General features: G+C 38.4%; 14 protein-coding genes. 6 read left to right on the top strand and 8 right to left on the bottom strand.

Annotation, left to right across the window (positions count from 1 at the left end; translation table 11 throughout):
• Positions 1-11 precede the first annotated feature (11 nt).
• From BMY50_RS08900 to BMY50_RS08890, 3 genes are read left to right on the top strand one after another with little or no spacing between them, the layout of a single operon-like run.
• Positions 12-3143 (top strand): efflux RND transporter permease subunit, encoded by a 3132-nt coding sequence (locus tag BMY50_RS08900; protein ID WP_093322397.1) that lies wholly within the window; start codon positions 12-14, stop codon positions 3141-3143.
• Positions 3144-3147: 4 nt separating this feature from the next.
• Positions 3148-4536, top strand: coding sequence for an efflux transporter outer membrane subunit (locus BMY50_RS08895; RefSeq protein WP_093323719.1), 1389 nt, complete (start codon positions 3148-3150; stop codon positions 4534-4536).
• 16 nt (positions 4537-4552) lie between these two features.
• The gene (locus BMY50_RS08890) at positions 4553-5359 is read left to right on the top strand and encodes an arylamine N-acetyltransferase family protein (protein WP_093322393.1); all 807 of its coding nucleotides are present in this window, start codon (positions 4553-4555) and stop codon (positions 5357-5359) included.
• Here the strand turns inward: BMY50_RS08890 and BMY50_RS08885 are convergent.
• A complete protein-coding gene (locus BMY50_RS08885; protein WP_093322389.1) occupies positions 5346-6728 on the bottom strand; it encodes an amidohydrolase family protein in 1383 nt (460 codons plus the stop codon). The genes BMY50_RS08890 and BMY50_RS08885 overlap by 14 nt on opposite strands.
• Before the next feature lie 140 nt (positions 6729-6868).
• Here BMY50_RS08885 and BMY50_RS08880 point away from each other — a divergent pair, with 140 nt between their 5' ends.
• From BMY50_RS08880 to BMY50_RS08870, 3 genes are all read left to right on the top strand, one after another.
• Complete coding sequence (locus BMY50_RS08880; RefSeq protein WP_093322386.1) at positions 6869-7738, top strand: helix-turn-helix transcriptional regulator; 870 nt, start codon at positions 6869-6871, stop codon at positions 7736-7738.
• 104 nt (positions 7739-7842) lie between these two features.
• Positions 7843-8526, top strand: a complete 684-nt coding sequence (locus BMY50_RS08875; protein WP_093322383.1) for an ankyrin repeat domain-containing protein — start codon at positions 7843-7845, stop codon at positions 8524-8526.
• A gap of 73 nt (positions 8527-8599) precedes the next feature.
• Entirely contained in the window at positions 8600-8779 is a 180-nt protein-coding gene (locus tag BMY50_RS08870; protein WP_093322379.1) for a hypothetical protein, read from the top strand.
• 15 nt (positions 8780-8794) lie between these two features.
• On the opposite strand, the gene BMY50_RS08865 is transcribed toward BMY50_RS08870, so the two are convergent.
• The 7 genes from BMY50_RS08865 to BMY50_RS08835 form a co-directional block, all read right to left on the bottom strand.
• Positions 8795-11140 (bottom strand): ABC transporter permease, encoded by a 2346-nt coding sequence (locus BMY50_RS08865; RefSeq protein WP_093322373.1) that lies wholly within the window; start codon positions 11138-11140, stop codon positions 8795-8797.
• 158 nt (positions 11141-11298) lie between these two features.
• The gene (locus tag BMY50_RS08860) at positions 11299-11685 is read right to left on the bottom strand and encodes a hypothetical protein (protein ID WP_093322370.1); all 387 of its coding nucleotides are present in this window, start codon (positions 11683-11685) and stop codon (positions 11299-11301) included.
• Positions 11686-11886: 201 nt separating this feature from the next.
• Positions 11887-12999, bottom strand: a complete 1113-nt coding sequence (locus BMY50_RS08855) for an efflux RND transporter periplasmic adaptor subunit (RefSeq protein ID WP_093322366.1) — start codon at positions 12997-12999, stop codon at positions 11887-11889.
• Positions 13000-13003: 4 nt separating this feature from the next.
• Positions 13004-16288 carry an efflux RND transporter permease subunit gene (locus BMY50_RS08850; protein WP_093322362.1) on the bottom strand — a complete coding sequence of 1095 codons (3285 nt, stop codon included), beginning with the start codon at positions 16286-16288 and terminating at the stop codon, positions 13004-13006.
• Positions 16289-16371: 83 nt separating this feature from the next.
• A complete protein-coding gene (locus BMY50_RS08845; protein ID WP_093322359.1) occupies positions 16372-17751 on the bottom strand; it encodes a TolC family protein in 1380 nt (459 codons plus the stop codon).
• A gap of 132 nt (positions 17752-17883) precedes the next feature.
• Positions 17884-19206, bottom strand: coding sequence for a sensor histidine kinase (locus BMY50_RS08840; protein WP_093322354.1), 1323 nt, complete (start codon positions 19204-19206; stop codon positions 17884-17886).
• A 10-nt stretch (positions 19207-19216) separates the two neighbouring features.
• Positions 19217-19894, bottom strand: a complete 678-nt coding sequence (locus BMY50_RS08835) for a response regulator transcription factor (protein WP_093322349.1) — start codon at positions 19892-19894, stop codon at positions 19217-19219.
• Positions 19895-19904: the final 10 nt, after the last annotated feature.

The following is a 19904-nucleotide window of genomic DNA, read 5'->3' as shown; positions in this document are numbered from 1 at the left end:
AATTGATTTTTATGTTAAAGAAATTTATAGATAATCCTGTTTTATCCACAGTGATTTCCATTATTATTGTTGTGTTGGGGATTTTAGGTTTAATAACGTTACCCATTTCTCAATATCCCGAAATAGCTCCTCCCACTGTTCAGGTTGCTGCAACTTATCAAGGAGCCAACGCCGATGTGGTAATGAAAAGTGTTATCATTCCGTTGGAAGAAGAAATTAATGGCGTTGAACATATGACTTATATGACCTCCAAAGCCAGCAACGATGGAAGCGCTGTTATCACAATTAATTTTAAGCAAGGTACTGATCCAGACATGGCGGCTGTAAATGTGCAAAATAGGGTGGCTAAAGCAACGAGTTTATTGCCGGCTGAAGTGATCAAGACGGGTATCACAACCACTAAACGATTAAGTAGTGAAATTTTCAGCTTTTTACTCTATAGCGACGACGGAAGATACGATCAGAAATTTTTAGATAACTATTTAAGAATTAATGTAATGCCTCAACTTAAACGAATAGATGGAATAGGTGACGCTACTGTTTATGGCGGACAGGATTATAGCATGCGTATATGGTTAAAACCTGACGTAATGGCTATATATGGATTGATGCCATCTGATGTAATCCGATCGCTTAATGAACAGAATTTGGAGGCCGCTCCAGGTAAAATTGGAGAAAACAGTGAACAGACCTATCAATATGTGTTGAAATACACGGGCCGGTTGGAAACACCCGAGCAATTTGGGAATATCGTTTTAAAAGGCGATAAAAATGGACATTTTTTAAGACTTAAAGATATAGCTACCATCGAGCTTGGGGCACTTTCTTATGCGAGTAGTATGACTGCGCAAGGTAAACATGCTACTTATGTGTCTATAAGCCAGACAGCGGGCTCCAATGCACATGACATCATTAAGCAATGTGAAGAAGTATTAAAAGAGGCATCTAAAGATTTCCCACCGGGTATGCGTTTTGGTATTTACTCCAATGCGAACGAATTTTTAGACGCATCTATTACCAAATTGATTCATACACTTATTGAGGCATTTATACTTGTTTTCTTAGTAGTATTCATATTTCTTCAAGACTTCAGGTCTACTTTAATACCGGCTATTGCGGTACCGGTAGCCATTATTGGAACGTTCTTTTTTTTGAAGCTTTTTGGTTTTACAATCAATCTGCTAACTTTATTTGCGTTAGTGTTGGCTATAGGAATTGTAGTTGATGATGCCATCGTAGTGGTAGAAGCGGTGCACGCGAAGTTAGATGATGGAGCATCATCTGCTAAGGAAGCCACTGTAAAAGCAATGAGTGAGATTAGCACAGCCATTATCTCCATTACACTTATTATGGCGGCAGTGTTTATTCCTGTCACGTTCGTTACCGGTTCAGTAGGGGTTTTTTATAAACAATTTGGCCTCACATTAGCGATAGCTATTATCATTTCTGCTGTTAATGCCTTGACCTTAAGTCCGGCTTTATGTGCACTTTTTCTGCAAATGCCCGCCGAAAACCATCTGCAAAAAAAGGATTCATTTTTACAGCGATTTTATAGGGGCTTTAATACTGTTTTTAACGCAATGGTAAAACGTTATAAAACTGCAATAACCTTTCTTGTGGAACGAAAATGGTTGATTATCGCCGTTGTAGTGTTTTCCTCTTTGGTACTTACACTGTTAATAAAAACAACACCCACGGGTTTTGTGCCCAATGAAGATAGTGGTTCAATTTATGGTAATATCATTCTACCTCCAGCTACCACTTTACAGCATGCAGAAAAAATTGCAGACAAGGTTGATAGCATTGCTCGAGCGATGCCTGAGGTAGAGTTGTCCTCCAGACTAGCTGGAATGGATTTAATAAGTGGTACAGGAAGTTCCTATGCCGCCATTTTTATTAGACTGAAACATTGGGATGATAGACAGGGAAAAGCACATCATATTGAGCGCGTAGTTGAACGATTGTTTATGCAGACAGCAAGTATTAAAGATGCGCAGATAATATTTTTTGCCGCACCAACTTTACAAGGTTTTGGCAATAATGACGGTTTCGAATTTCAGCTTCAAGATAAAACTGGCGGAAACTATCGGCAGTTTGACCAGGTTATTGGGCAATTTATGGGTGGCTTAAACCAGCGGCCGGAAATCCAATACGCAGCCACTCCATTCAATATTGGTTTTCCACAATATGAAGTGAACGTTAATGTAGCCAAGGTTACGGAAGCAGGATTGTCGCCAGCACTCGTCTTGGCTGCCTTACAGGGATACCTTGGAGGGATATATGCTTCAGATTTTAATCGTTTCGGTAAGCAATATAAAGTGATGATTCAAGCGGAAATAGATCAAAGGGTGAATAAAGAATCGATCGACAAAATATTTGTCCGTACAGCTAATAATGAAATGACACCAGTTTCGGAATTTATTAGTATAAAGAAGACCTACGGACCTGAGTTTGTCAACCGTTTTAATCTCTATACAGCAGCAACCGTAACCGGTTCCCCAAAGCCTGGTTTTAGTTCGGGTGACGCCATCAAGGCTATTCAAGAAGTAGCGCAAACCGCTTTACCACAAGGATATAGTTATGAGTTTTCCGCCCTGAGTCGAGAAGAATTAAATAGTGGCGGGCAGACGGTATTAATATTCTTTTTGAGTTTAATATTTATATATTTCTTATTGAGCGCGCAATATAAAAGTTATATTTTACCGTTATCAATCCTTTTGTCATTACCGATAGGCTTAGCCGGAGCATTCCTTTTTGCCCGCTTATTTGGTTTAGACAATAATATTTTCTTGCAGATTAGTTTAATCATGCTTCTTGGACTGCTGGCTAAGAATGCCATTCTGATAGTAGAGTTTGCTTTAATGTATAGGAATACGGGTAAGAGTTTGGTAGCGGCCGCTGTTACAGCAGCTACCCTAAGGTTAAGACCTATTCTCATGACTTCCTTCGCATTTATTTTTGGTTTATTGCCTTTGATGGTGGCTACAGGTGCTGGTGCATTAAGCAATCGCTCTATAGGAACGGCTGCGGTTGGAGGCATGCTGATAGGAACAATTTTTGGAATATTCGTGATCCCTACGCTATTTGTCATTTTTCAAGCCCTACATGAAAAAATTAGTGGCAAATCAAATCTTAATAATTAAAATTATGGCTAAACATAAATATATATGGCTATTCAATATACTATTCATTTTGACTAGTTGCAGCGTAAGAAAACAATATGAACGTCCGGTAATAAATGTTGATCATCTATATCGAAGTACAATGTATGAAGGAGATACTACTACAATGGCGCAAGTTCAATGGAAAAGCATGTTTGCTGATACTGTGCTTCAAAATTTTATTGAAATAGGACTTCAAAATAACTTAGACATTCAAATAGCCGTACAACATATCGAGGAGGCCCGTGCTTTGTTGTTCCAAAGTAAAGCAGCCTTTTTGCCAGAAATTAGCGGATTAGCTAGCATGACACAGTCAAGGCTTGCGTTTCCTCAAGGGTACGGAATAATAAACAATGCTACACAGTATAATGTAGGTTTAAATGCAAGCTGGGAAGCGGATATTTGGGGAAAACTAAAAAGCGCAAAGCGAAAATCGTTGGCCGCCTTGCTACAAACGGAATCGGCTAAACGTGCGGTACAGACACAGTTAATTGCAGAGATAGCACAGACTTATTATAAACTATTAACACTCGACGAACAGTTGATAATATTAAATAACACGGTCAGCAATCGAAAGAAAGACATGAAGACGATGAATTCCTTGAAAGAAGCAAATGTTGTTAATGGAGCCGATGTTGTACAAAGTGAGGCAAACTACTATGCCGCGGAAATTGCTGTTCCAGCAATTAAACGAGAAATTAGGGAAGCTGAAAATGCGTTGAGTTTGTTGTTAGCTATGCCATCATCACCTATAAAAAGACAAACATTGGCCCACCAGTCTTTAAATACTGATTTGCGGATTGGAATTCCTTCTCAACTTTTGCAAAATAGGCCGGATTTACAAATAGCTGAATATGCGCTTCGTATGACACTTGAAGATGAAAACGCAGCTCGGGCAAATTTTTACCCAGCATTTAATATTACAGCTTCAGCCGGATATACAAGTTATGATTTACAGCAATGGTTTACGCCGTCGGGTTTTTTTGCCAATATTATGGGAGGATTAACACAACCAATCTTTAATAGAAGTGTTAATAAAACAAAGCTATCGATTTCGAAAATAAAAAAAACAGAAGCATACTTTCAATTTAAAAAGTCTGTTCTACAAGCTGGTAAAGAAGTTTCAGATGCTTTGTATGCTTATCAGACAGCTTTAACACAGCAAGAAATACGAACGAAGCAATTAAAAGCGTTACAGAAAGCAGTAGATTATAATAAAAAACTGTTAAATTATAGCTCCTACACCAATTACACAGATGTGCTATTGGCAGAGCAGAATCTTCTGGCTGCGCAATTAGATCATATAAATGATCAATGGCTTAAATGGCAGTCAGTCATAACCTTATACCATGCTTTAGGTGGCGGGTGGAATTAAGCAGACATTAAATATTATGATAAATTTAAGAGCATATTTTGACCGGATACATTATAAGGGACCGGTTCAGGCTACATTAGAAACATTGATGGAAATACACCGGTTACATCCAAAATATATTCCTTTTGAAAATTTAAATCCGCTTACAGGTAGGCACGTAAGCTTAAATATAGAAGATGTTTTCGAAAAGTTGGTTGAAGACGAACGAGGAGGATATTGTTTTGAGCAAAACACGTTGTTGAAGGAAGTACTAACAGCAATAGGGTTTGACGTGAATGGGCTATGGGGTAGGGTGGTTTGGAATAATGATTTAACCACCGTTCCGGCCCGTACCCATATGCTGTTGTTAATATTGCTAGACGGTCAACAGTACATTGCGGATGTTGGCTTTGGTGCGATGACTTTAACAGCACCCCTGCTATTCTCTCCAGATATTGTGCAGGAGACTCAGCACGGCATATTTCGAATTATACAGAAGGAAAAATATTATATTTTACAGGTATTGCAACAAAATGAATGGCGGCCGATTTACCATTTCTATACAGAGATTATTGCACCCATCGACTATAAAGTTGCTAATTGGTATGTATCCACTCATCCAGATTCTCACTTTACCAAGCAGTTGATTGCAACAAAAGTAGACGACGACGGACGCTATTCGCTAAACAACAATATACTAAATATTCGTTATAACAGTGGTAGAAAGGAATCCTTTGAATTGCCTAATAAAGAGAAGATTATCAAAACATTGGAAGAGGTATTTGGAATTTGTACCAGTTCAATTCATAATTTAGAAGAAGCGTTAGCGGTTATAGACCGCTAACATTTTGATCTGCTACGTCCTTTAAGAATTTATCTAGTTGACGACGGTCAAACACCACTCCCTTAACAATCACCGAATGTATCTTTTGCGTTGCTTCAATATTTTCAATGGGATTTTGATCTAAAAGTATTAAATCGGCACGTTTGTCTTTCGCAACCGATCCATATTCTGTTAAACCAAGAAATGCAGGTGAGTTTACTACTGATGCTTGCAAAGCCTGCAGCGGACTTAATCCGGCCTTCACCATGAGCGCTAATTCTTGGTGTATGCCGATACCTGGATAAACAAAGGAGTTTAAATAACCTGCATCTGTACCCGCCATTATTTTTACGCCCTCACTTTGAAGTAGAGGAAGTATTTTGCTAACATTATCGTAGTTTTCGTGGCGTTGTTTACTCGCTTCTGCGCTTATGTTTTTAGCTCGATCTACACGCCATGAATACGTGTTTTTTATTCCGCGACCAATATATTTTAAATAGGCATCATTCGTATGGGAGTCTTCATCAAGATGTGAAATAATATAGCTTCCTAATAAAGTCGGCGTAATGAACACATGATGGTTAGCCATATATCTGTATTGCTGTTTCGCATATTCTGCATTAAATTGTGATGCTTTCGAAGCAGTGGCTGCTTTGGGAATCCCAGCGTTGTATGCGTAACCGAGATGCTCTACCGAATTTAATCCTGCATCTATTACTTCGTTTAATGTTAAAGAAGACGGAATATGCGCTGAACTCCTCAGCCCGCGTGCTTTAACAGCTTTTAATGCATATAAGTAAATATCAGGTTTTAAGGTGTTTTCTGTAATTTTTACAAAATCGACATTTAATTTTTGCAGCGAATCTAAAGCACTTTCAACCTCTTCGGGTGTGCCCACCTGTAACACACCTTTCCATATAGGTTTGTACCCTTCTAATTTGGGTCCAGAGGTAAAAATACGCGGCCCAGTCAGCTGATCATTATTTATTTCATCTCTCCATTTTACTACACTTTTGCTTATATCAGCCGCCATATCCCGAATACTGGTTACGCCATGCGCGAGGTATAGAGCAAGAAAATTTTTGTTTTCATGAAGGGTACTATCTCCTCCTCCGAAATGCATATGCATATCCCATAATCCAGGCATCACATATCTGCCCTCGGCCTGTATATATTGAGCAGCTTGATATTTGTTTTTGATATACTTGTCAGAATGAACGTCAATAATTTTTCCATTCTTTATAGCGACGCTTTGCCCTTGCGTTATCGATCCGTCAGCCATGTTAATGACTTTGCAGTTACTGATGATAAGATCAATGGAAGGAGCTTGCTGCGCTAAGGCATAAAGGCTAAACATTGTGAACATTAAAAGTGGAAGTGCTCTTTTCATAACACAAATGAATGCATTAAAAATTTTCTTCAATAAACTGTTATAAAAAAAACAAATCTAGTTTTATTTTCAACAAAATTATGGAGGCATAATAGACCAGATCTTTATAAATTTGTATTGTTTAATAATTCCGTAGTGTTATGAAAAAGACAACTAAATCAATACCGTTGTTGAAAATAGAAGATATTATCGAGCCTGATTTCTCAGATTTAGTAATACTTGAACAACAAGAGGAGGGAAAGAATAAATTGTCCAATCCACATAAACACGATTTTTATCTGGTTTTATGTATAGCATCCGGAAATGGTATACATAATATAGATGCGAAAGATTATACAGTGCATGATCGGAGAATATTTTTTGTCGCGCCAGGGCAAACGCACTTTTGGAATATGAGTGAACAAACGACTGGTTTCCAACTATTCTTTAAAGCAAGTTTTATTACTAATTATGTATTGATGAGTGAATGGCCAATGTTCAAGCCAGGGAATAATCCTTTTATAGATATATTGGAAGATCAGTACAAATTAATTTCTAACGAGATTAGCCAGATACAGCAAGAGATTAAAAAAAAGGAAGTATATAGTACCCGTATATTAAATCACCGATTAACCATTATATTGAGCTTATTATCGAGGTGGCACTATAATCAATGGAGTCACAGCGATATACTACCCGCCCCACACCGTTTAATTGAGAAATTTAAAACGCTATTGGAAACGTCTTATCATATAGCAGGTAATGTACAGTTCTATGCAGATAAGTTATTGGTTACACCAAGCTATCTCAATACCATCAGTAAAAAAGTATTAGGCCAGAAAGCAGGAACATTAATCAGGGAGAGGAGGCTGCTAGAAGCAAAGCGGATGCTTGCTATTACCACCATGGATATACAGGAGATTGCTTTCTTTCTTGGCTATAATGAGCTAGCTTATTTTTCTCATTTTTTTAAAAAACACACGGGTGTTTCACCGTCTGTATTTCGGTCTGCCAGCTTGCATACATCATAGCCCTTAATGCCAGATGTTACGAATTAAACAATAATCAATAGTTTCAGTATAAGAAATTAATCTATAAATCAATGAAATTTGCCTTTAATTGTTAATAGATAAAGATGAACAGGATAATAATGATCGGTATGCTCTTGCTGTCCATACAAACGGCCAGCAGGAGTGCCATAAATAATAAGCAAATGGATGATATGGAAAAGGCATTAATTTATGCCGCGCAAGCAGGTTTAGATGAAAAAGTAGCAATTTATATCAAGCAAGTAAAAGATATAAATGCAAGAGATAATAATGGGCGAACCGCTTTAATGTGTGCAACTTACGGTAATCATATTTCATGTGCTAACATGTTAATAAAGGCTGGCGCAGATGTAAACGCCCAAGATGATATTAAGAACTCTCCGTTCTTATATGCAGCAGCAAGTGGTTACCTAGAAATAGCAAAGCTATGCGTTATGGCTGGAGCCGATTTCCATTTGCTAAACAGGTTCGGTGGAACGGGATTGATTCCTGCAGCCGAAAAGGGACATCCGGAAATGGTTAAATACTTGCTTAGTCTGAAAGATTTTCCAAAGGATCACGTTAATTATTTAGGTTGGACAGCCGTTTTAGAGGTAGTAGTATTGACGGATGGAAGCGAAAAATATCAACAAATACTTCATTATCTAATTGAAGGTGGTTGCGATATTAATATACCTGATAAGGATGGGCTTACGCCTTTACAGTTGGCGCGTAAATACAATAAAGAAGCACTCCTGAAAATATTGGAGGCAGCCGGAGCAAAAGGATAATAATACAAACAATAGGTAGTCTTCTTTGTTTTTTTAAGTAATTGATTGTTAAATAACTAAATAGTATTATGTTATGAGTGCACAGAAAAAAGAAACAGCAAAGAAGGATGATCAGGTTACAAACAAAACTAAAATGTCTGCGGCTACCCGTAGTAAATTAAAAGGCAGAGATGAAAGCTTTTCCGATAGTAAACATCCGCGAAAGCATGATACTCCCAAAATTAGTAGAAATCCGAGAGGTTTTTCTTCTTGATCCCGATATTGAAATTTACTCTGTTTTAAGCGATTCCACTGGATTTACCAGCGCAGCTTTAATGGCATGGTAGCTTACTGTTAGTACGGATATGGTTAGTGCTATCAAACCAGCTAGGGCAAATATCCACCAAGAAAGACTGACGTGATGCTCCCAGTTGGAAAGTACTAAGTCCATTGCGAAAATGGCAATAGGCGTAACAATTAAAAATGCTAACCCAACCGGTAAGAGGAAATCTCTTGATAATGACGACCATATTTGTTTAATATTGGCTCCTAGTACTTTTCTGATGCCTATTTCTTTGGCCCTTATTTCTGCTACATAAGCCGATAATCCATATAGTCCTAAGCAAGAGATAATAATAGCTAGTACGCTAATGGTATTGATCAATTTCCCCGCAGTATACATATTGTCGAATTTACGCTGATATTCTTCGCTTATAAAGCGGTATTCAAAAGGATAATTTGGGTTTTGTCTTTTCACTAGTTGTTCAATCTCCTGTAGTATTTTCTTCCTATCGGCATGCTCACTTATTCGTACAAAAAAGTTGGACATAGGATTAGCACCATAGTTAATAATCATTGGAGCTGTAGAACTATTAGGATTGTTGTAAATGAAGTCTCCCACAACACCGATGACTTCTTTATCGCCTACAATTTTACCGATAACAGGAGCTTTTAGTCCCATTTTCCTTACAGCGGCCTCATTAATTAAGCAGGATGCTGTATCGCTACCGTAAGTTTCATTGAAATCCCGACCTTCCACTATTTTAGCTCCAATTGTCTTTATCCAATCAAATTGAACACTTGTCATCGTGATAGAAAAATCTTGATCGGGTGTTTTTCCAGTCCACCCTAGTCCTGTTACCGACCCGCCAAATTGGAGTAGATTGTCATTTCCAGCGGTAACATTGCTGACTCCCGGGATTTGGAGAAGTGCACTTTTCATTACTGTAAATTTTTCGGCCATTTCACCATGTGCTACAACTTGTATCAGATTGTCGGGGTTATAACCTACTGGTCGGCCCTTGGAGAATTCCAACTGTTTAAAAATTACAATGCTGGTAATGATCAAAAATATGGAAACTATAAACTGAAAGGTTACGAGCACTTTGCGTAACGAAAATTTATTGTTCTTGCCTGCAGAAATACCTTTTAATGTATCCGTTGGTTTAAATTTGCTGAGAAAAAAAGCGGGGTAGCTTCCTGCAACCAGTGCGGTAAAAATAATTAACGGGATGAAGATTAGCCAAATATTTCCCTTTAGGAGATCAAAAGGGATGTTACTTGTGGTAACTTCATTTAACAGTGGGAGGCCAATTTTTGCTATAGAAATACCCAACACAGTGGCCACCAAGGTTAACAAGAAGGCTTCTGTAAGAAACTGGAAAATCGTTTGCCAACGTGTTGCGCCTACCACTTTTCTTACACCAACTTCCTTGGCGCGTCGTTGTGATTGAGCAGTTGTTAGGTTCATGAAGTTTATACAAGCTATTAATAATACGGATAACCCAATTACACCAAGAAGAACTACTGCATAAATCCGTCCACCGCTCGGTTCTCCATTTTTAAATTCATTGTAAAGTCTTAAGTCGGCTAAAGGGTATGTGAACAGGGAACCAGTTTCTTTCTGCTTTTTATGAAAGAGTCCATTGATGCGCTTATCTAGTAGTGTATGATCGGTTCGATGTAGTGTTTGCACCCAGGTTGTTATGATATAATAATCCCACCGCTCTATCCAATTACTGTTCTCGCGTTCAAAATCTTTAAAAGGAAAAACCACGTCAAACTGATTGGTGCTATTTTCGGGTACGTCAGCAATGACGGCTTCCACCTTTAGTACTTGGCTATTGTTATGGTCTATTAATTTGCCTATTGGGTTTTCATCTCCAAATAGCTTTTTTGCAGTCCGTTCTGTTATTACGACTGAGCCTGATTGATTGAGCGCTACTCGTGGATCTCCTGCCAACGTTTTAAATGTCATCATGTCAAAGAATGTGGGTTCAGCATACATCCCTAGCTCATAAATATTTTTTTCGCCTACTCTAAGTAATTGCTGGTTTGGCTGACTCGTTCTCGCTGTCGTCTTTATCTCAGGGAGTTCGTTTAAAACTTGTTTTGTTAAGGGGGCAGGAGTTTCCTTACCTATTCCAATTTCTCCGTTTGTCTTTGACTTTGTCATCAACAGATAAATGTTAGCATAGTTCTTATGGAATTTATCGTAACTGAATTGATGCGTTATCCATATGATTACAATGATGCCAATACCTAGACCAACAGCCAGTCCGCTGATATTTATTGCACTCGCTGTTCTGTTTTTGAGAAGCGCTCTCCAGGCCGATTTAAAATAGTTTTTAATCATAAACGCTATTGATGTGATATCCTACGTTTACCTATTTACTATCTTAATGCCATGTTTGTAAAAAGTTGATTTAAAGAGTGTTGTTTGGTTTATGCTTTGACTTGGTGTTCGGTTCTGATACAATTACATGTACGGTTGCGTACAAAATAACGAGTTCGCTAAATTTCATCCTGCCGGTTTGGGTCATTGGGTCCTTCAAAAATAATAACCGCAGATGCTGTGTCAATTGTAAAATGCCATTTTTGATTTTCTGTTTGTGTAGTTTGTATGTCAGCGCAACCAAACGTTCGTTCAAGAAGATATGTAATGTGCATGAAGCCCCGTAATGTTAAGGTATCAATCTGACAATCGGTAATTTGCAAGTTTTTATAATCCGGCGCACCTCCTTCAAACCAGTGATATCCTATCAGGGCTGTTACGAGCTTAGATGCGCCTTCAGTACCATTCATAAATAGTGCGTTTAGCAAGTTGGAAATAGTATTTTTTCCTTCCATAAGCGATTGTAGAGGTTCTTTAACAACGTTCAGTATAAATGACTCTCCCATGGTAATTGTTATGTGTATTTAGATAACCTAAATTAGGTATATGGATTCATGTATTCGATTATTATTATTTATATCCAAAATAATAAGGCAAATATAAGCGCTAATAGCAACAGGTGGTAAATAAAAAAGGTCTTCCTAGAAAAACTTCCAGGAAGACCTTTTAGGGATATGTTCTGAATTTTTTTTCTTAATTGCTAAGCGCTAATTGGCTTGAAAGGGTTCTTGATCCCTTACCTCTTCAGTCGCTAATTTTACTAGTTGATCGGATTCTTTGAGGTTTCCGAAAATCTCCATTTTACCATCCGCTTGTCGACCCGTTTTTATGGGAATCCATTTTGTACTGTCATGCTCCACTTTGATGACATAGGTGCCCAAAGTGGAATTAAGAACTGCTTCCAAGGGAACAACGAAGGTGTGTTCCTCTCCAGTGAGCGGTATCTCCACCTCAGTTATCATGCCCGGAAGCAAAACCTTGTTAGCATTGTTTACATCCATTTCAATTCGTTGTGAACGAAGTCGAGTATCAAGGGCCCCTGCTAATCTCGCTACTTTTGCGTTAAAAGTCTCGTTTGGTAACGACTTCACTGTAAAGTTTACTTCATTGTGTTGATTTAGATAGGATGTATACATCTCAGGAACGCTCACAACAAGACGAAGTTTGTTTTGTTCTTGTAAAGTAAATAGCGGGGCTTCAGAGCCTTTTCCAGATGGACCAACATATGCTCCTGCGCTTATATTTCTTGCCGTTATGATCCCAGAAAAGGGGGCTCGGATCTCTAAATAATTTCTAGTATCACCCACTTCACGATGTGCTGCTTCGGCCGCTTGGAACTGAGCTAAATCAGAGTTCTGTTTAGCAAGTGCAAGATCAAGGTCATTTTGCGATACAGTGCCGGGAGTTTTGCTTGTTTCAAGCAAGCGTTGGTAAGTAGCTTTGCTTGCCAGATATACTGCTTCTTGGGACTTTAAACGTGATTCAGCTCCCGCTAGCTGCGAATTGAGTTCTGGTGCTTCCATGGTTGCTAACAGCTGGCCTGCTGTAACTACACTACCTACGTCTACATAGAGTTTTTTTACAAAGCTGCTCACCTTAGCATAAAGATCAACCTGTTGAAATGCGATTAATTCCCCTGGAATTTTTATCGTTGATGACAGTTCCCCTGTAGTAAGTTTAAAAGTTTCCATGGCCGGCTCTTCTTTAGATGACGGTTTATTTTCAGCTTCGGCCTTTTGTACCGGTGTCCCACACCTTGAAAGGAGGAAAACAGAACCTAATAAACAGAAGGATAACAAGAAATTTCTATTAGTGTTCATATCTTTAATTTTTATTTTTTGCTATTGTAGGGATATAATGAATACTTTCTTCGTCTTCAGGGTCTAATGATACGCTTTGCGTAGACGATTTTCCTTGCCCCCATGCGAAAGCCAATGGTAAAATGAATAAAGCCGCAAAAGTAGAGGCAATCAACCCACCGATAACGGCTCTGCCGAGGGGAGAAGATTGGTCACCAGCTTCACCCAGTCCACTCGCCATCGGAATCATACCAACTACCATGGCCAGTGCTGTCATTACAATAGGCCTCATCCGCAGGGAGGCTGCTCCTGTTGCAGAGGAAAGGGCGTTGCCCGTTGTTCTGCGTATTTCTTCCGCATTCGTGATCAATAAGACTGCATTGGATATCGATACACCTACCGACATAATCATGCCCATATACGATTGCAAATTTAAGGTTGATCCAGTTAATAACAGCAAACCAATTGCGCCTAATATTACAGCTGGAACAGTTGCAAGTACAATTCCAGATACTTTAAAAGACTGGAAATTGGCGGCGAGCATAAGAAAAATGACGATGATTGCTACTACCAAACCACTTTCTAGACTATCCATCGTTTCTGTTAACGTATTACTTAAGCCTATTAATTCGACATCAAGACCTCTTGGCAAATCTCCAAGTGAAGCAATGGCTTTTTGTACTTCTTTTGCGGCGGTACCTAAATCTTGTTCATTGATATTAGCAGTAACCGAAAGCATAGGCATAGCCCCGAGGTTGTCTGTTTCACCATAAGTAGTGCCATGATTTATGGTTGCAATATCTCCTAAAACCGGACGCGAGCTGTTTTTAAGTAAGGGTATTTCACTTATTTCATCCATGCTATTCATTTTGGCTTCCGGTATTTGTACCTGTACACTATAACTATTCCCAACCTTTTGGTCTATCCAAATATTTTTATCGGTATACCGGGAAGAAGATGTAGATGCGATGAGCGTTCTAGATACATCATTCATATCTACCCCCAATTGCGCAGCTCGCTGTCTATCAACGTTTATATTGATCGATGGATATTTGGTTGATTGCCCTAGTTGGACATCTCTTAAATAGGAAACATCGCGGAGTTTTTTCATAAGCTTCTGTGCGTATTCTTCACTTAGCTTTTTATTGCGCCCTGAAAATCGTACTTCAATAGGAGTTGGCGAACCTTGGCTTAAGATCTTGTCCGTTAACTCAATTGGTTCAAAAGAAGTTTTAACATCTGGCAATTCCTTCGTAAAGGTGGTACGTATTTTCTCTCTCAATTCATCAAGATCCGTTTTATAATGTTCACTCAGTGCCACCTGCACAACGGCTTCATGAGGGCCTGCCATCCAAAGGTAGATAGGGCTTGTAGAGAACAAAGAGGGGTGCATTCCCACATAAGAAGATGTAATGGAGACATTCTCTGAACCAACGAGTTTTTTTATCAAATTTATGGCTTGATTCGTTCTTTTTTCTGTTTGTTCGATGCGGGTTCCTTCTGGTGCCCGCAGGCGTACTTGAAATTGGCTTCCATTGACTTTAGGTAACACATCGCGCCCAATTTGCATCATGAGTATGCTTGCTAAACCGCAAATAACTATAATGTAGCCAACTACGATCACTTTGCGGTAAGGCATCAGCCGTTCGATAAAACGAAGGTAGCGTATTCTAATTCGTTCAAAATAGCTGACTTTTCCATCATGATTTCTGTCTATTGCGGTCACCGACGCGATTTTTTGCTCAGCTTGCGCATGCTTATCATCTGCGGTTAAACCCGCCCTTTCAAATTCTTCTGCATCTGTTAAATCTGCTCCACTTTCTTTTTTATGATGTTTTACTTTCATAATCCAGTTGGCCATTATAGGAACAAATGTTTGGGCAAGGAAGTAAGAGACGATCATGCTGAATCCGATGGCTAACGCAAGCGGTAGAAAGAGCGATCCGGGTATGCCACCCATTGTAAAAGCGGGAGCAAATACCGCCAGTATACAGAATAAGATAAGGAGTTTGGGGAACGCAATTTCCTTACAGGCATCCCAAATGGCAAGGGCTTTAGGTTTGCCCATGTCCAGGTGCTGGTGTATATTTTCAATTGTTACGGTACTCTCATCAACCAAAATACCAATAGCGAGGGCCAAGCCACTTAAAGTCATGATATTAATAGTTTGCCCAAATAGGTTCAAAAATAATACACCTGCTATGATCGATGTTGGAATTGTTAAAATTACAATCAGTGCACCGCGTATATCACCTAAGAATAAAATGACCATTAAACCCGTTAAAATAGCACCTATTGCGCCTTCTGTTAATAAGCTTTTTACAGAGTTCATTACATAAACCGACTGGTCAAATTCATAGCTTACCTGCACATCTTCCGGCAATTGACTCTGTATTCTGGGTACTGCTTCTTTTAGCTTTTTCACCACCTCCCAGGTAGAAGCATCTGCGCTTTTTGCAACATTTAGATAAACAGATCGCTTGCCATTAACCAAGGCATACCCTGATGTTATATCAGCACCATCTTCCACTGTAGCAACATCTCTCAAATATAAATTTTGAACCCCATTTTTAAAGAGCGGAATATTCTCAAAATCTTTTACATCCTTAATGGTTGTATTTGTCGGCGTTATATAATTTTTATCTCCCACGCGAACATTTCCCGATGGTGCTGTTTGATTGTTTAATTTTAAGGCCTCCACTAATTGGTCTGGGGTCATGTTGTGTGAGCGTAACGAAGCAGGATCCGCCTTGATTACAATTGTTCGTATATTTCCTCCAAAAGGCGGAGGCGCTACAAGGCCGCTTATAGATGTAAAGGAAGAACGAACGTAGGTGTTTGCAAGATCTGCGAGCTCATTATTACTCCTTTTTTTACTACTGATAACAAGTTGTCCAACGGGTAGGGTAGAAGCGTCGAAACGTATAATGAAAGGAGGATTGGAACCCGGTGGGAAAATGGCTTGTATCCGATTGGTAAACGAAGAAAGCTCCGCTGCCGCCTGTGCCATATTCGTGCCTGGATAAAAATTTAATTTCATCAACGTAAGACCCTGAATGTTCTTTGTTTCGATGCTTTTTAAACCATTTGTATACAATAGGATATTGACATAATTTTTTGCAAAAAAGGATTCCATTTGTTCTGGAGTATAACCTGTAAAAGGGTGTGAGATATAAATTACAGGCATATCCAGTTTAGGGAAAATATCAATCTTGATGGAAGTAACTGCTTTTATTCCAAAGAAAAATAGCCCTGCTACAATAACCATGATGGTTATAGGTTTACGTAATGCAAAGCGGATCAAATTCATATGTCGATTTATTTAATATTTTACTGAGAGACTTTATATAAGTGGATATGATATTTTATAAACTTAATAGAAACTAAGTCTAGTTAAGGCGTTATTTTGTTTACAAACAACCCGAAATCGCCTGAGGCTGCGGCTTTGTAAAGTAGCGCTTGCCACACATTATTATAGGCAATATCTCTATCAGTTTCTGCTCTTATGAGCGTGTACAAAGCTTGTGTAACATCCACTAGATTCGTTAATCCATTTTTATATAAAACCGATTTTTGCAAAAAGGCATCAGAAGCCGCTTTTACCTGCGTTGGTGCCTCTTTATAATTGCTCAGCGCATTATGAATTTTGGTTTCAGCAAGTACCAATTGCGCATGTAATTGCTGATTGGCCAATTCAAATTCGTTATCTAACGCGTTGTTAGTGTATTGTTGTGCTTTTACCTGTTGCGAAACTCTGAAAGGTTGGGTGATATTCCATGTGAGGCCAATTCCAATGAGATAATTAGACCTCGTTGGTTTGATGCCGTCAAAGTAGTTTTGCGTATAAGCACTTTGATTGGTTGCATAAGTACTACTGAAGCCTGAACCCCTTGTTTGAAATATGCCAATGAGCGAGAACGACGGGTAGTACAATGTCTTTAAATACTTGGTCTGTTCTTTCCCTACACGTAAGCGTGATTGGTACCATTGCAGTGCTGGATGATTGTTCCAGTTTGTATCAATAGGTTGTTCCAAGCCTTGGGGTACATTCGATATAAAAACAGTATCTAGCAAAAAATCCGTAGGCTGAACACCCATTAGTTGAGCCAGGTTATTGCCTTGTTGTTGTTCAAAATCTTTTGCTTTCGTATAAGCAATTTTTGCATTAGAGACTTCTGCATTTGCTAGAGAAGAGTCAACCCCAGCAATCAAGCCATTTAATGCCCGCGTTACGACAACCCTTCTGAAAGTATCCGCTCTATTTAGATTTTTCTCATAAGATAGTGTGAGCTTCTGAGCAGCTAATAAATTAAGATAAGCAGCAGCTACTTTTACTCGATGATTAAAGAGCTCTTGTTGAAGATCCCTATCATCTCTGCTAGCAATTTCTTTTGCTACTTTGATTCTTTCTTTTGCCTTGCCAAAAGAGAAAAACTCCCAATTAACATTGGCTAGGTAAAGTGATCCAAAGGCTGCATTCCAATTCTGATTAGGAAGAGGAAGGCCTGAAGAAGCAACACCAAATCCACCAAAACCGTATAAAGGGCCATTTTGACCATTTACTGTACCATAATCCTGTTGTCCGGAAAGAACGAGATTTGGTAGATAGTCTCTTTTTGCCTGTGTAGCAGAAGACCGTGATGCATTTGCATAATTAGCCTTTGCTTTAATTGTACCATAATTGTTAACCGCAATGTCTAAGGCATTTTTTAATGATAATTGTTCCTGTGCCTGAAGATTAAGAGTAAACGCTAATAGTAAAAGACATAACATGGAATGCCATTTTACAGTTATAAATGTAACTTTCACAAAATATATTAAACTCAATTATTATCTTTTGTGAAATTGATTATTAATTTTGAAGAGAATTTGAAGAAATCAGCTCTTTTTGTAATGAAATTCTAATTAGATTGTAACAATTTGATTGTCTGTATACCCCTCTTTTTCTTCTTTATCTTCTCCTATTGATTGATCTTCAGAGAATATGACCTTAAGAATGTGTAAATTATCTTCATAAATGTAAGTGACCTTAAAATTGTTCAACTCACAAATCCTTTTTACTATAGATAATCCCAAACCTACACTATTGTTACACTGATTGCTCTTTTTGAATCGTTGAAAAAGTTCTTCCGTAGGGAATACAGGAAAAGGTCCTGTGTTGCTGATGACAATCCCTCTTTTATTAAGTCGCAAATGTATGGTGCCATTTCTTACATTATGTCTGATAGCATTGCTTAATAAGTTGTCAAAAAGCATATCTGCTAATGTAGGATTTATTTTAACGTATACCTGCTCGTCGATATTGCTTGTTAAGGTTAACTCTTTTATGGCAATTCGGTCTTCATAAATGGCGAGGAGCTCCTGCACATAATTTGTGAAGTTTATTTCGCTGGTGGCTTCAAATTCCTGATTTTCTAATTTAGTAAGTAATAATAGCGAATGGTTTATGCGGGAAAGTTTTTCTATAGCGTTTTGCATATCGGCAATCAGGGAGGCCTGATTAACTTGTATATCTGTTTCGGTGAGGAGCTCAAGTTTGCTTCTCAACACAGCTAATGGGGTTTGTAATTCGTGCGATGCATTCTCACTGAATTCTTTAACTAAACCATATTCGATCACAGCCTTATCGGCCATTTTTTTTAGAAACTGGTTAAGCGCTTGAAATTCCTTGGTATTTGTCTCTGCTAAAGCTAAAGGTTGCTTTTTTTTAATATTGAATTTTTGAATACTGTTTAATGTTTGATTGAATGGGGAAAGAATTTTTTTTGACACCCACCGTACCGTAAGCAAAACTATTAAAGCAATTATCATTGTTTTAAGAATGGCCGTGAAAAGCATACCTTTTAAAATATGGGCCGACTGTGTGACGTAGTTATAAGATGACACCTGGTAATTGGTCTCATTTATGCTGTAGTAGGAGCTTACTGTAATACGGCATTCGTTTAAAGCTGTCGCACCATCACATCGTTGCTTTTCCACTTGAACCTCACTTTTAGGAAGGGCTTTGTCGATCTTTAGAATGATGATTGGTCTTCCTTGCGAGTATTTATCAGGAGCTATTCCGTCTCGTAATTGCTCGGCCACCTCATTGTTAACGGCTTTGAGCCTTTCTATTTCAGAATTATCAATACGGCTCCGTATATTGCTCAATGTGGTAAACATACTAATGGGTGTTACCAATAATATGATGCCAAGAAACCAAAGTGTAAATTTATCTGCCAGTTTCATTTATTTAATATTAGTGGGTATTAAACTTATAGCCTAACCCATAGATGGTATCAATGTAATCTGCTCCGCCCGCTTGATTAATCTTTTTTCGAAGGTTCTTTACATGCTGATATACAAAATCTACATTACTGAGATTATCCGTATAATCTCCCCAAAGATGATTAGCAATTGCCTGCCTGGATAATACCCTGTTTTTATTTACTAGAAAGTATAATAGTAGTTCAAATTCTTTTCTTGTCGTATCTAAGTCTTTACCGTGGATCTTTAATTCAAAAGTATTCGTGTTAAGGGCTATTTCCTTAAAGGAAACAATATTATTGCCTTCAAGGTTTTTTCTTCTATGTATTGCCCGAAGGCGTGCATGTAATTCGGGTAGGTGAAATGGTTTTGTTAAATAATCGTCTGCGCCGCTTTCTAATCCTTGTATTTTGTCATCCAAAGCTCCCTTTGCAGATACAATGAGTATGGAGCCGGATATATGTTCGGACTTCATAAAATTCAATAATTCCAATCCATTTCCATCGGGGAGCATGATATCGAGCACAATACAGTCGTACGAATAAAACAACAACTTTTCGCGTGCCTCTGAAGCGCTATAAGCCAATTCGCATATATAATTTTCATGTGCCAAATAATCGTATATGCTACTGGCGAGTTCTTTATTGTCTTCTATAGCTAATATTTTCATAAAGCACTTC

Origin of the sequence: Olivibacter domesticus, from assembly GCF_900109575.1 — a bacterium.
In the GTDB taxonomy this organism is placed as follows: Bacteria; Bacteroidota; Bacteroidia; order Sphingobacteriales; family Sphingobacteriaceae; genus Olivibacter; species Olivibacter domesticus.
The sequence above is the reverse complement of the archived record's forward strand: the minus strand, read 5'-3'. Positions and strand labels throughout refer to the sequence as shown.